Annotated in this window: 3 protein-coding genes; all 3 read left to right on the top strand. The window is 37.0% G+C overall.

What is annotated here, in order from left to right; genetic code table 11:
- The first annotated feature begins 340 nt into the window (after window positions 1-340).
- The 3 genes from ACWA1B_RS01505 to ACWA1B_RS01495 all read left to right on the top strand — a co-directional run bounded on the left by ACWA1B_RS01505 (window position 341) and on the right by ACWA1B_RS01495 (window position 16,121).
- Window positions 341-6,154, top strand: coding sequence for a T9SS sorting signal type C domain-containing protein (locus tag ACWA1B_RS01505; protein ID WP_456904098.1), 5,814 nt, complete (start codon window positions 341-343; stop codon window positions 6,152-6,154).
- 153 nt (window positions 6,155-6,307) lie between these two features.
- Window positions 6,308-10,162 carry a T9SS sorting signal type C domain-containing protein gene (locus tag ACWA1B_RS01500; protein ID WP_456904097.1) on the top strand — a complete coding sequence of 1,285 codons (3,855 nt, stop codon included), beginning with the start codon at window positions 6,308-6,310 and terminating at the stop codon, window positions 10,160-10,162.
- A gap of 607 nt (window positions 10,163-10,769) precedes the next feature.
- Window positions 10,770-16,121, top strand: a complete 5,352-nt coding sequence (locus tag ACWA1B_RS01495; RefSeq protein WP_456904096.1) for a fibronectin type III domain-containing protein — start codon at window positions 10,770-10,772, stop codon at window positions 16,119-16,121.
- The last annotated feature ends 406 nt before the right edge of the window (window positions 16,122-16,527 follow it).

Below are 16,527 nucleotides of genomic sequence, written 5' to 3'. Positions count from 1 at the left end.
TTGATGTTAAATTTTAACCGATTTTTACATTATTTCTAAAAAAGAAATTATCTAAAATGTTGTGTGTGTGCGGAATTATAATATTTTTGTACGATAATTTTACAGGTTGTATACTCCTTGAGAAACAGGATTTTAACATTTAACATTAAAGTTTTAAAAGCCAAAATTAAAGTATTGCCCCAAAAAATGCTATACCATTTAGTTTTCTTTTAACGCCAAAAACAAATATAATACCACGCCTATGCTTCGAAAACTACTTTTGTTTGTTCGTTCTTTATTTTTTATTTTTTCTAATTCTTCTAAAGAAAGATCTTTTAAACCGAGTTTAAGGATGCTTTGTTTGGGGACTCTTCTTGTTTTTGCGAATTCTGTTTCTGGGCAAACTTGTACTAATTTAATCACTAATGGTGATTTTAGTAGTACACCAGGAAATGCAGGCTGGATAGCAGCTACTGCTCAAGGTATTTATGCCGAAAGTAATCCGGAAAACACCTATTTTTCTAGTAATAACAGTGATGCAACAGCAGAATTAGACAAAGATGCATCTCTTAGACAAACGGTATCGGTTGTTTCGGGAAATTCTTATACGGTAAGTTTCATTTATGCGAGACGACCAGATACCTCAGTTCCTGCAACAGTTGCTGTTGATTTTAGAGTGATAAGTGGAGCAACAATACTGACATTTCCAAGATTGACTACTACAACTTCAACTCCGCAAGTAGGAACTTTTACTTTTATAGCACCAAGTAATTCAATAGCACTTGAATTTTATAACAGTTTACATGCAAATCTAACCTTGGGTACTATTATAGATAATATAGTTTTAATACCAACTTCTCAAGTGGCTCCAGTCGCAACAACAGTTCCTAAGGGGAATTTTAAAACTTTAACTGTTTGCGCAAATACAGATGTTAATTTGGATGTTGAAAATGTCCCCGCTTCAGGTATAACCTATTCTTGGACTGGATCAGCAGGAGCAGTTTTTTCATCTACTACTGCTAAAAGTCCTTCAGTAAAATTTACAAGTAGCACACCTTCTATTCAACAGGTTACAGTTACTGCAACTGGAGGAGGCTGTTCGGCGAGTTCGACAACATTTGTTTATGTGAATCCTAATCCAAGTTATAACGTGACAGGAAGTGGATCCTACTGTTCTGGAGGTATTGCTGTTGGTTTAGATGGTTCTACCACAGGATTTAGTTATCAATTGAAATTAGGTGGAGTTAATTCAGGAACAGCTGTTGCTGGAAACGGCTCAGCAATTACTTTTGGCACAAAAACAGCAGGGACTTACACAGTTGTGGCTACAAATTCTACGACTGGCTGTACATTAACTATGAATGGTTCTGCAATAATTACAGCAGCTACAGCCCCAGCCGTAAGTATTACAGGTAGTAATAATATTTGTGTAGGTTCTACAACGAATTTATCTCCTACTTCTGGAGGTACATGGACTAGTAGTAATAGCCTGATTGCGAGTGTAACGAATGCTGGAGTTGTAACAGGTGTAGCAACAGGAAGTGCAACTTTTACATTCACAAGTAGTACTTCAACCAATTGTTCATCAACTACAGCGGCGATAGCAGTTTCATCTGGTGCTACAACTTTTGATACATCAAGCACGTTTACTGTTCCAAGTGGAGTTACCATTTTACAAGTTGAATGTTGGGGAGCCGGAGGTGGTGGAGCTAGTGGAGGAAATGCTTCTGGCGGCGGTGGCGGTGGTGCTTATACAAAAGGAACACTAACATCGCTTACAGCTGGTCAAAACTTAACCATTACAGTTGGTATTGGTGGTGCAATTGGAACAAATGGCGGTAGTTCTAGCGTAAACACAATTGTTGCAAATGGCGGATCTTCGGGAAGTAATAGAACTGGTGGAGCAGGTGGTGTGGTATCTGCTATTACAGGAAGTGTAACTGTTTCTTATTCAGGTTATAAAGGAGGAGATGCAAGAGCTAATAATGGAGGCGGAAATAACGAAGCAGGAGGAGGCGGAGGTGGATCTGCTATGATTAATGGAACAGGAGGAACAGATGGTGCAAATGGAGGAAGTTCTACAACTGCTATAACAGCTGGAGGTGCTGGTACTGGTAATGGAGGAGGCGGAGCTGCTGCTGATGGTAATCCAGATGCAGTTGCTGGGGCTTTACCTGGTGGTGGTGGTGGTGGAAGAGGCGAAGGAAGTAGTTCTTCAAAATCGGGAGCAAATGGAAGAGTAATTATTACAGTGCCCTCTCCAACAGCCACAGCGGGAAGTAGCCAGACTATCTGTCAAAACGGTACTGCCACAGTAAGCGGTGCCAGCTTTACAAATGGGACAATCTTATGGACACATAATGGCTCTGGTTCATTAACCAACGCAACGACATTGACTCCGATTTATACAGCTGCTGCTGGAGATGCTGGCAATACGGTGATCTTAACGATGACTGTTTCAAATGGTCCTTGTGTTACACCAGCTACTGCGACTTATTCTGTAGTTGTGAAAGCAACTCCTACAGCAAGTGCAGGAGGCTCTCAGAGTATCTGCCAAAATGGTACAGCTACAGTAAGCGGAGCGAGTTCTTCAAATGGAACAATCTTATGGAGCCATAACGGATTAGGTTCATTAACGAATGCAACAACCCTGACTCCAACATATACACCTGCATCGGGTGATGCGGGCAATACGGTTACTTTAACAATGACTGTTTCCAACAGTCCGTGTACAAATGCTACTGCGACTTATTCTGTAGTTGTGAAAGCAACTCCTACAGCAAATGCAGGAGGCTCTCAGAGTATCTGCCAAAATGGTACAGCTACAGTAAGCGGAGCGAGTTCTTCAAATGGAACAATTTTATGGAGCCATAACGGATTAGGTTCATTAACGAATGCAGCAACCCTGACTCCAACATATACACCTGCATCGGGTGATGCGGGCAATACGGTTACTTTAACAATGACTGTCTCCAACAGTCCGTGTACAAATGCTACTGCAACTTATTCTGTAGTTGTGAAGGCAACTCCTACAGCAAGTGCAGGAGGCTCTCAGAGTATCTGCCAAAATGGTACAGCTACCGTAAGCGGAGCGAGTTCTTCAAATGGAACAATCTTATGGAGCCATAACGGATTAGGTTCATTAACGAATGCAACAACCCTGACTCCAACATATACACCTGCATCGGGTGATGCGGGCAATACGGTTACTTTAACTATGACTGTCTCCAACAGTCCTTGTACAAATGCTACTGCAACTTATTCTGTAGTTGTGAAAGCAACTCCTACAGCAAGTGCGGGAGGCTCTCAGAGTATCTGCCAAAATGGTACAGCTACAGTAAGCGGAGCGAGTTCTTCAAATGGAACAATTTTATGGAGCCATAATGGATTAGGTTCATTAACGAATGCAGCAACCCTGACTCCAACATATACACCTGCATCGGGTGATGCGGGCAATACGGTTACTTTAACAATGACTGTCTCCAACAGTCCTTGTACAAATGCTACTGCAACTTATTCTGTAGTTGTGAAGGCAACTCCTACAGCAAGTGCGGGAGGCTCTCAGAGTATCTGCCAAAATGGTACAGCTACCGTAAGCGGAGCGAGTTCTTCAAATGGAACAATCTTATGGAGCCATAACGGATTAGGTTCATTAACGAATGCAACAACCCTGACTCCAACATATACACCTGCATTGGGTGATGCGGGCAATACGGTTACTTTAACTATGACTGTCTCCAACAGTCCGTGTACAAATGCTATAGCAATTTACACTGTAGTTGTTAACCCACTTCCAACAGCTAACACTGGTACACCATTATCGTCTATCTGTCAAGGTGCTACATCAGTAGCAATGGGCGGATCAGTAGGCGGAGGAGCAACTGGCGGAACATGGTCAGGTGGAACTGGATCATGGACAAATCCAAATGATGTTGCAAATGCAACATATACAGCTGGATTAACAGAATCTGGTAGTATTACATTAACATTGACAACAACAGGTGGTTCATGTGGGATATTATCAGTTACTAAAACAGTTACAGTAAACCCAATCCCAACAGTAAACGCAATAACAGGTGGGGCAACATCAACTTGTGTGGGCTCATCAACTCCAGCTTTTGCTAATACAACACCATCAGGTGTTTGGTCTATTATTAATGGTACTGGTTCAGCAACTGTAAACTCATCAGGAGTTGTTACAGGAGTTACGGCAGGAAATGTAACCGTTGTATATACAGTTACTAATGGCAATAGCTGTTCAAACACTGCAACAATTGGTTTGATTATTGATCCAAATCATCCTGCACCAACTGCAGGAACACCAACACGACCAACTTGTTCAGCAGGAGCAAGCGTAACATTAAGCGGTTTGCCAGCTTCGGGGAATTTGTTGCAAAATGACGGAACATCAATAATTACAATTCCTTTTTTATCAAATACACATACTATTACAGGATTAGTTCCCGGGACTTATAGATTTGCGGTTGATAATGGATGTGCTGTAACATACTCAGCACCAGTTGTAGTAATGGCTAATACTTTTACAGGTGGTAGTTCATGGACTTATGGCGCTCCTAATTCAGATGATTATATTAATTTCGCTAGTGGTTATACCATCAGCGCAGATGTAACTTATTGTTCTGTTACTGTAAGTAATGGTGCAGCAGTGACAGTCGCACCAGGCAAAACATTAACCGTTACTAATGGAGTACATGTTGTTTCAGGAAGTACTTTAACTTTTGAGAATAGTTCAAACTTAATACAAACAAGCACAAGTAATACTTTAAATACGGGTAATATTTTTTATAATCGTATAGCACCAAAAATTCGTCAGGCTGATTATGTTTATTGGTCAACGCCGGTTAAAAACCAGACTTTGGCAGCGCTTTCATCATTAACTGCTAGTTCTAAACTTTACGCATATGATGGTAACCAATGGGTATTTACACCAAGAACTACTATAATGGCTGCAGGTAAAGGATATATCGTTCGCGGACCAGAAAACTATTCAAATACCGTTAAACAAGATTTTCCAGCAAGTTTTTTCGGAACACCTCAAAATGGGACTTTTACAGGCGAAGCAATGGTTGGAGGAAAATATTACTTACTTGGAAACCCATATCCTTCGGCATTAGATGCTACTGCATTTATTACTGATGTTGATAATAGAGATTTATTAAGTGGAACACTTTATTTCTGGACACACAATACTCCAGTGGTTTTAGGTGGAGCATATCAATATGCGACAGATGATTATGCAACATGGAATTTGAGTGGAGGTACAGGAACACGTCCAGCCATTTCTGCATCTGATCCAGATCTTAGTGGTGATAATCCTAATGGAGATACACCAAGCGGTCAAATTGGTGCAGGACAAGCTTTCTTTACAGGTACTGTGATGTCAGGTAATGTGACTTATAAAAATTCAATGAGAGTTGGTGGAAATTCAAACGGTCAATTCTTTAAGCCTGGTAAAACGGCAAAAACTGCTGAAGTTGAAAAACACCGTGTTTGGTTAAATATGACAAATGAAGGAGGTGCTTTTAAACAATTATTAGTTGCCTATATTGAAGGAGCTACTAATGATTATGAAAGACTTTATGATGGGAAAACGTTTGATGGAAATAAATATCTTGATTTCTATAGTATCAACGAAGGCAACAAATTAGTTATTCAAGGCCGTGGTTTACCATTTACAGATGTTGATCAAGTGCCATTAGGTTATCGTACCACAGTAGCCGGCGATTTTACAATCGCTATAAATAGGGTGGACGGAAATATGAAAACTCAGGCAATTTATATTGAAGATAAAAAGATAGGCACAATTCATGATTTGAGAGCCAGCAATTATACGTTTACTACTGAAATTGGAACTTTTGCTGATCGTTTAGTACTTCGTTACACTAACAAATCTTTAGGAACTGGTGATTTCGAAAATATTGAAAAAGGTATTACGGTTTCTGGAAAAGATAAAGTAATTAAACTATTGTCTTCAAATGAAACAATTCAAAATGTTGCTATTTATGATGTAGCTGGTAAGTTACTTTATGATAAAAAGAAAGTTGGTTCGAATGAATTACTTATCTCAAATTTACAATCTAGTAATCAGCTTTTACTAATTGATATAACATTAGAAAACGGATATAAAACAACTAGAAAATTAATTTTTCAGTAAATAGATTAAATATTTCTCAACTAAAAAGAAGGTCATTTCTCATTGCGGGAAATGACCTTTTTTAATTTGAAATATCACCAAAAGTGGGTATTGCACATTCATAAAGCTATTTATAATTTAGGAAAATTTGTATAATTATTTATTAGCTTTATTTTGATTAGAAAATTACTTTATGCAGTCACTCTGACTGTATTTTTTGGAAATTTTGAGTTTTATGGTCAGCAAGGAAAAGTTGATGTTAATTTTAATACTCTTGATGACGGTTCAATTGGAGATGGATTTGACGGTGCAGTACAAACCTTATCTTTGCAATCCGACCAAAATCTTATAGTTGGTGGTGAATATCTAAATCTTAATGGAATAGCTGCTCCTTATTTCACTCGCTTAAAACCAGACGGTACAATCGACGAAAGTTTTCATACAGGAAGTGGTTTCAATGGAAAAGTATATACAACATATATTCAGCCAGATGGAAAAATAATTGTTGGAGGAAGCTTTACTTCTTACAATGGCATCAATGCAGGAAGACTTATTCGCTTAAATACAGACGGAAGTTATGATCCATCATTCAATACTTCAATTGGTGCGACAACAGGTATTATATATGATATTGCGCTTCAATCTGATGGTAAAATAATTATTTGTGGAAGCTTCACAAAGTATAATAATATAACCACAAATCGTATTGCAAGAATTTTATCCACAGGGGCTCTAGATACTTCTTTTTTAATAGGTTCCGGTACTGCTTCTAATATTAATAATGCAAAAGTATTAGCTGATGGAAAAATCTTGCTTTCAGGTAATTTTACTTCTTTCAATAGTATTCCGTGCAATAGAATTGTGCGTTTAAACACTAATGGAAGTGTTGATTCAAGTTTTAATATTGGGACAGGTTTTGATGATGATGTAAATGCAATGGAAGTTCAGTCCGATGGTAAAATTATTCTAGGAGGAAAGTTTATCAATTTTAACGGAAATAGCGCAAACAGAATTATCAGAATAATGCCTGATGGCAGTATCGATATATCTTTTGCAACAGGATCTGGATTTAATTCGGGTGCAGTTTTAGCCTGTAAAATAGATTCTTTTGGAAATATTATGCTCGGAGGATCATTCACAGGAAACTATAACGGAATTAGTGTTAACAGAGTTTGTTTTTTAGATAGTTCTGGTTTATTAAAAGATGAAATTGATTTTGGATCAGGTCCGGCGACGGCATCAGTTTTTGCTTTAGATAATGATGCAGAAGGCGCGTGGTATATTGGAGGCTCATTTTCAGTTTTTGATGGTTTAAATCAAGGAAGATTAGCGAAAATTGATTCCGAAGGCGAATATGATACGAGTTATTTAGCATCCGGAATTGGGTTTGACAATTCAGTCTATAGTATACTGTCTTTAGAGAATGCGAAAACAATGGTATTTGGCAATTTTAAAAAGTTTAATGGAACAAACGCTTGCCGAATAGCTAAGCTTTTAGAAGACGGCTCGTCTGATCCGGAATTTAATTTGGGACAGATCGGAGCAAATAATTTAATAAAAACCGCAGTTCTACAGCCAGATGGCAAAATTATTCTGGGAGGAAATTTTACAAAGTATAATGAAACGTTGATTAATCGTATTGTAAGGATTTTGCCAGATGGAACTGCAGATGCTTCTTTTAATATAACCTCCGGATGCAACAGTCAGGTTTATGCGCTGGCGATACAGCCAGATGGGAAAATAATTGTGGCGGGAGGTTTTACGAAGTATAATGATGTAAATGCTGGCCGAATTGTAAGACTTACATCTGATGGCTCAAGAGACAGCAGTTTTAATCCAGGATTAGGTGCTGATGCCATTATTGAATCGGTTTTGATTCAACCCGACGGAAAGATTTTGTTAGGTGGACGATTTACAACTTTTGACGGCATTCCGTTTTCGCATCTAGTGCGTTTAAATAATAATGGAAGTATTGATCCAACGTTTTCGATTGGCGACGGATTTGATAAAAATGTCTATGCTATAGCATTGCAGTCTGATCAGAAAATAGTTTTAGGCGGTAATTTTTTGAGTTTTAATAAAGTGGCACAAAAAAGAATTGTAAGGCTCAATCCAAATGGAAGTTTAGATAGTACATTCGATTCAGGTTCGGGTTTTAGTAAGGGAGATGTGAGAAGTATTTTAGTACAGCCTGATGATCGTATTTTGGTGGCTGGAACTTTTTCCGGAACATATAAAAATATCTCCGCTTTAAGATTGCTAAGATTATTAAAGTCGGGTAGTTTAGATGCTTCTTTTAATACTACGTTAAATAATAAAGTATTCTCAATTAGTTTTTCCTCAGACCATAAACTTTTAATTGGTGGAGATTTTAATTCCGTTTCCGGAATTTCCAAACATAGAATTGCGCGCTTGAAGCTTTGCTTAGAATCAACAATCTGGAATGGAAATTCGTGGTCAAATGGTTTTCCGTCAGGCGGAAAAGAACTGTTTTTTAAAGAGGATTACGCTACTTTGACAACAGCAAATGTATGTAGTTGCAATATTGATGAAGGCAAAAAAGTTACTTTGCAGAGTGGAAATACTTTAAGTATCGAATTTTCGTATTCAGGTTTAGGAACTTTAGTTTTAGAAGATTCGGCAAATTTATATCAGTCAGATGATGATATTGTGAATACAGGAGTTATCCATTTGAAACGAAATTCATCGCCTATTTTAAAATCAGATTATGTGTATTGGTCATCCCCAGTTGATAATCAAAAATTATTTGATCTTTCACCAAATACAATATCTGATCGTTTTTTAACTTATAATCCCACAACAAAAAACTGGAAAGTTGAAAATGTAGCTAATACTATGCAGCCTGCAATTGGTTATATTATTCAAGGTCCAAGAGATTTCTCCTCGGTAACCCGCGTATCTTACCCTGCAACTTTTAAAGGACTACCGCATAATGGAAAAATAGAAGTGAATTTAGGACCAGCCAATAGCTTTAATTTAATTGGAAATCCTTATCCTTCGACATTGAATGCTGATATTTTTTTAAAAGAAAATTCGTCAAAAATTAAAGGGACAATATACTTTTGGACTCACAATACTCCGATTACAAATAATAAATATGAATCTGATGATTATGCTGTTTATAATTTGCTTGGAGGAGTAGGAACTCGTGGCGCTTTGTCAAGCGGTATCAATGAAATTATACCCGATAAAACAATTGGCGCAGGACAAGCCTTTTTTGTGGCCAGCCAAAATTCGGGCGTGATTGAATTTAATGATAAGATGCGAATGAAGGAACGTAATACCTCCTTTTTTAAACCATCAAAAAGTAAAAATTTTCAAGAAAACGACGTAAAAAAACAAAGAATTTGGCTGAATCTTAAAAATGAAGAAGGTCTCTTCAAACAAATCTTAATTGGATATATAGAAGGCGCAACCAACGAATATGATGTAAGTTATGATGCTGAATCTTTTAGTGGAAATAAATATGCAAATTTTTATAGTATATCAGAAAATATAAACCTGACTATTCAAGGCAGGGCTTTCCCTTTTGAAAAAACAGATTCAGTCGTAATTGGATATATGTCAAAAATTGAAGGTAATTTTAGCTTAAGTATTGATCATTTTGATGATGAATTTTCGGAAACGAACATTTATCTTGAAGACAAAGAATTAAAGGTGGTGCATAATTTAAAAGATTCACCCTACAGTTTCAAAACGCAGAAAGGGACTTTTGATAATAGATTTGAATTAAAGTATGTTGACAATGAGTTAAAAGTTGATGATTTTAAAAATGATTCGAATGTCATTTTAGTGGCAGTAAAAGACAAACAAATTAATATTAACGCTTCACAGGAATCAATTAAAGAAATTGAAGTCTTTGATTTGACAGGAAAAGTTCTTTACAAAAAAACTAAAATTAATACACCTCATTTTTCTATTCAAAATCTGAATTATGCAAATCAAATTTTATTGATAAAAGTTATTTTAGAAAATGGTTCTGAATCGATAAGAAAAGTAATTTTTTAAAAGCGTTTTTTCAACTTTAAAAAATCCGTTTTAACTCTTTTAAACGGATTTTTTTTAGCATTTTTTTTAGTGGAATTATCGTTTACCTGACGTTTTTTTCTCTCAATTTTTCTTAACGGACTAAAATTTTTTTAAAGTTGGTGAAAAACTTAAAAAACTCAAATTTACTTCTTCAGACGATTTGCAAAATTTAAAAGACCAATTACATCAAAAAACATAATTCATGAGAATTTACTTAAATATTTGTGTTTTAGAAATAAAATCAAATTATAATGGTCTGTTTTTTAGATATTTATTAAAAATTTGTAAATTGTTTAAGGATGTTTTTCAATAATTTGCGCCACTATTTTTTACTTCATTTTATGCCTTTTCAATTGAAAACATAAAAAAAATAATTTGTTTTCTAACGCCCCTCTGCCAGATTTAAATACTGAGTGTTAAAACTTTAAAATACCAGATTTAAGGAACAGAATTACTTTTATACGACTTCTTTTTTCTCACTACTCAGGCCTGTCAATCATGTTCCTGCAAATGTGGTATTTATTAATTGCAGAATAATTTTTCAGTTGAATCTGAATTTAATTTTTGTCATTTAAAATGCTACAGTATGAAAAGAACATTACTTATTTCGTTATTAGTTTGCCTTCCTGTTTTTCTTTTGGCACAAACTACAGCAACATTTACTCTTGGAGGGACACAAACATTTGTAAGCCCAGCCGGTATTACTAGTATTACTGTTCAGGCATGGGGTGCCGGTGGAGCTGGAGGAAGCTCAACAAACCCGGGTTTCAATGGTGCATATGGTGGTTCAGGTGGTGGCGGTGGTGCTTTTGCAAGTACTGGTACTTTTCCTCTTACAATCACTTCAGGAGAAACTTTGAGCGTTAATGTGGGTATTGGCGGAAAAGGTGTTACCGGCGCTAATGGTGGTGCAGGTGGATCATCTGGAATAACAGGATACTCTATTTTAGCAGAAGGTGGAAAAGGAGGTTTGGTAAATAACGGCAGTTTAGTTCTGGGCGGAGCTGCAGGACTTGCTGCAAATTCTACAGGAGCAACAAGAATTTCTGGTACTGCCGGAGGAAATGGAGAGTTTGGATTTACTGATGATACAGGTTCAATTATTAGCTCTGGTGCTGGAGGAAATGGAGCCAACGGAGGAGGAACTGGTGGAGCAGGTATTGCAACGGCTTTTACTTCGAGTGTTGGAAATGCAGGGAACGCTCCGGGAGGAGGAGGAAGCGGCGGAAGATCTTCTTTTTTAGCTACGCCCAGACGTGGTGGTGATGGTGGTGATGGGAAAGTTACTATAACTTATAACTGCCCGACTTATAGTTTGACCAGTACAACTGCAACTGCTGTAAATGTTTGTTCTGGAGATGCTTCCGAAGTAACATTGACAGGAAATTTGCCTATTGGACTTTACTCTGTTTCATATAATATTCAGGGCGCCGCTCAAACTCCGGTTTCTATGAAAGTGACAACAGCAGGAACAGGAAGTTTTATTGCTTCAGGTTTTACTACCGTAGGAACAAGAACGATTGTAATAACTGCTTTATCATCAGGATCAAGTTCTGTAGCTTCTGAAAATTGTACTTCACCTATTAATGCTAATAATTTAGCAACAATCACAGTAAATTCATCAGGAACTGCTCCAGTAGCTACTGCAGGAACAAATGCTACTTGTAATCAAATTACAGCAAATTGGCAAGCCGTTGCAGGAGCAGTTTATTACGAACTTGATGTTTCTACAGCAAGCAATTTTTCTAGTTTTGTAACAGGTTATAATGCACTGAATATAGCGAATGTATTAACTTATAATATTACAGGTTTAACAAATAATACTTATTATTATAGAGTTAGAGCCTATAACGGAAATTGTATTAGTGCAAATTCAAATACTATAGCGTATGCAACTGCAGTAATTCCAGGTACAGTAACTTCTTCCGCCGGAACAGGTGCAATTTGTACTGAGTTTATTGCAAATTGGAATACATTGACAGGTGCAACGAGTTATTTGTTAGATGTCTCCACATCTTCTACTTTTAATACTTTTGTTGGGAGTTATAATTCTTTGGATGTTGGTAATGTAACAACTTATGATGTTGTAGGTTTAAATCCAAATACTACATATTATTACAGATTAAAAGGAAAAAATGGCTGTGGTATAAGCACTAATTATTCAACAGTTCGCAATGTTACCACAACGAATAATGTACCAGGAAATGTAACATCTAATAGTGCTAATAATATATTCTGTAATTCTTTTAACGCTAGATGGAACTCTGCATCAGGAGCATCAAGTTATTTGTTGGATGTTTCAACGTCATCGACTTTTGCAAGTTTTTTGCCTGGATTCCAATCTTTAGATGTAGATAATGTTAATGGATATGTTGTTACCGGATTGAATGGAGGTACACAATATTATTATAGAGTAAAAGGAAAAAATGGCTGTGGCGTCAGCAATAATTATTCAGCAACTCAATCACCAACGACTTCAAACACAGCGCCTGCAGCTCCTGTAATAAGTACTCCTGTTGCGCTATGTAATCAAATTAGTATAACATGGACAGCTCCTAACGGAACGTTAAGTTATACTGTTCAAATGTCGACATCCAATACTTTTCCAGCAACTACAGCAACTCAGACAGTAACCGGGCTAACAACTACTAATTATACTTTTATAGGCTTAACTTCTGGCCAAACTTATTATTTTAGGGTTTATGCAAAAAATGGATGTGTAGCAGGTAATGGAACTGTTTCTGCTACAGTTACAGGAGTTACGACAACTCCGACGGCAGCTCCAACAATAACTCAAGACGGAGCATTAACATTTTGTCAGATAGATGGAGTAAACCTTACTTCTAGCGCCGCACCAAGTGGTTATACCTATCTTTGGTCGACAGGTGCAACTACTCAAACAATTTTTGTTACTGCTGCGGGAAGTTATACTGTTCAGTTTGCAAAAGCTGGCGGTTGTAATAGTCCTTCATCAGCAGCTAAAGTAGTTGTAGTTGAAGATCTGCCAACAGCAACAACACCAAGTGGTTCTGTAACAATTTGTTCAAATGGATCCGCAACAGTAAGTGGAGCATCAGCTTCAAATGGAACTATAAAATGGACTTTTAGTGGAGGCTCAGGAACCTTAACAGGCGATACGACTCTTACTCCAACTTATACCCCTACATTAGGAGGTGCGGCGAGAACTATCATTTTAACAATGACAGTAACTAGTAATAATACTTGTGCTCCACAAATTGCAACTGCTACCTATACAATAAATGTCCAAGGAGCACCAACAGCGTCAATTACTGGTTCTAAAATTATTTGTTCTAATGGGTCAGCTACAGTTGGAGCGGGAGAAGCGAATGCAGCAAATGGGACAGTTTTCTGGACACACGACGGACTTGGAACACTTTCTAATAGTACAACTCTGACACCAACTTATACAGCAGTGGCCGGTGATGCAGGTAAACAAGTTACTTTAACATTAAATGTAACAGCTTCACCAGCTTGCGCAACAGCTTACACTGTATCTGATATTTATACTATTGCTGTTCGTCCGGAAAATACGGTAACTGCAGCTTCATCATCGCCTATTTTGTGTGTGAATACTTTGATGACAAATATTACTCATACAACAACAGGTGCAACAGGAATCGGAACTCCATCAGGTTTGCCGACAGGCGTTTCGGCTTCATGGGCTTCAAATACAATTACAATCAGTGGTACTCCAAGTGATTCGGGAACATTCAGTTATAGTATCCCCTTAACGGGTGGTTGCGGAACATACAATGCAACTGGAACTATAATTGTAAATTTAAATAGTGTTGGACCTGCATCTTCTTCACCAACAGTTTGCAATCATACGGTAATGCCAGACATTACGCATACAACAACAGGCGCAACAAGTATAGGTTCACCTTTGGGTTTGCCACCTGGAATAACAGCAAACTGGGCTTCAAATACCATTACCATTAGTGGAACGCCAACAAATATTGGCACTTATAATTATACTATTCCGTTAACTGGTGGTTGCGGAACATTGAATGCTACAGGAACAATAATAGTCAATCCTTTGCCTGTAGCCCCTGGCATTGGTACTATTGTTCAGCCGACCTGTGCTAATCAAAAAGGAAGTATAAAATTAGACGGTTTGCTTTCGGGAGTAAATTGGACTATTACTCAAACAGGAACCGTTTCGCAGACTTATAATACGTCTGATACAGATTTTATAATTTCAGATTTAATTCCGGGAACGTATAGTTTTACGATTCATGAGGGAGCTAATTGTCCATCAATGGCAACTGTAAATGTTGATATTATAGCGCCAGTAACAAATATTTGGAACGGTAGTAGTTGGTCAAATGGTAATCCAGTTAGTACCGATATAATTGAATTTGCAGCGGATTATCAGTCAGCAGGTGATTTAAGCGCATGTTCTTGTAAAGTAGATGCCGGAAAAAAAGTTACCATTAATTCAGGTCATACTTTAACAATCGAAAATGAGGTAGTTGTTGAATCCGCCAGTGGAGCATTATTGACATTTGAAGATAGCGCAAGCCTGATTCAGATGAATAATGTCGTCAATACAGGAAGTATAATTTACAAACGTAATAGTATTCCAATTCGTCAGGCTGATTATGTGTATTGGTCTACACCTGTACAAGGTCAAACTCTGGCTGGCGTTTCATCTGCAACCGCTAGTGATAAATATTTAACATACAACGGTAATGGCTCACAATGGGTAGCGGTGCCAAGATCAACTGTAATGACTATTGGTAAAGGTTATATTATTCGGGGTCCTGAAAATTATTCAAACACTGTTCGAACTCCTTTTACCGCTACATTTAAAGGGGTGCCTAACAATGGTGATATAAATGGTGAAGTTGTGAATGCAGGCAAATATTATTTAATTGGAAATCCATACCCTTCAGCGCTGGATGCTGATGATTTTATTAATGCCAATAGTGTGCTAGAAGGTACACTGTATTTTTGGACCCATAATACTCCTGTCGTTTTAGGCGGCGCATACCAATATGCTACAGACGATTATGCTAGTTATAATTTGAGTGGAGGTGTTGGAACCGCGGCTGCCCCATCAGGTACCCAAGCTTCAGGTAATAATGCAAATGTTCCCAGTGGTCAAATTGCAGCAGGACAATCTTTCTTTGCAGAAATGTCAGGTTCCGGAACAATTAAATTTAATAATTTAATGCGAAATGGAGGCAATAATAATGGCCAGTTTTTTAAGCCTAAAGGAAACTCAAAAGCAAACGGTTCTGAAAAACACCGTATCTGGTTAAATATGACTAATAATGGAGGCGCTTTCAAGCAATTATTGGTTGGATACATTCAGGGAGCTAGTAATGATTTCGAAAAAAAATACGATGGTGAAACTTTTGATGGAAATAAATATCTTGATTTTTATAGTGTAAACAACCAGAAACATCTTGCAATTCAGGGACGGGCGCTCCCATTTTCAGATATCGATTTGGTTTCTTTAGGATATCGAAGCACAATTGCTGGAGAATTTACAATTTCAATAAGTCAGGTAGATGGTAATATGAAAAACCAGGCAATATATTTAGAAGATAAAGTGACCGGAAAAATTCATGATTTGCGCGAGAGTAATTATACATTTAAAACAGAAGCGGGAACTTTCACAGACCGTCTCGTATTACGTTATACTAATAAATCTTTAGGTACGCCTGATATTGAAAATTCTGAAAGTAAAGTTTTAATTGCAATAAAAGATAAAGTAATTAAAATCACTTCAACAATTGAAATGCTTGGAAAAGTGTATGTTTTTGATGTTTCAGGAAAACTTCTTTATGAGAAATTAAATATGGATGAGAAGGAATTACAAATTGATAACCTTCAGGCATCTAATCAGGTCTTATTGATAAAAGTTGCTTTACAAAACGGAAGCATAACAAATTCAAAAGTTATTTTCTAAAAACATAAAAATTGCTTTTGGTTAAAAATCCATCTGCCACGGCGGATGGATTTTTTGTGTTTAGAAATCACTACCATGTTAAAAAATCGTTTTAACATCTTACAGTGATTTTTTAGGATTTTAATAATTTGTGAGAATGGAATGTTAAAGTGTTGATTTCTAAGTTAAAATTTTTATTTAATGTAAATAAAATCGTACCTTGTTGTTGTTTTAATTCGATAAAACAACATAAAAGCCCGTTGTACTGCATTTTCTAATGAGTGCTTAAAGATACTTTTGAGTCCTTTTTATTTGCCAAAATCTTATCATTAACGAAAATACCTTATTATCTGAGCAGAATCTTTTGCCTTCCTTCGTCAAATAGGTATGGGGTACAGATTATCGACTGGTATTCTGTTTTATTCTT

The organism is Flavobacterium xizangense, from assembly GCF_054075145.1.
The sequence above is the reverse complement of the archived record's forward strand: the minus strand, read 5'-3'. Positions and strand labels throughout refer to the sequence as shown.

Coding starts and splice junctions, on each gene's coding strand:
- ACWA1B_RS01495 (WP_456904096.1), top strand. CDS start 10,770: ATGAAAAGAACATTACTTATTTCGTTATTAGTTTGCCTTCCTGTTTTT.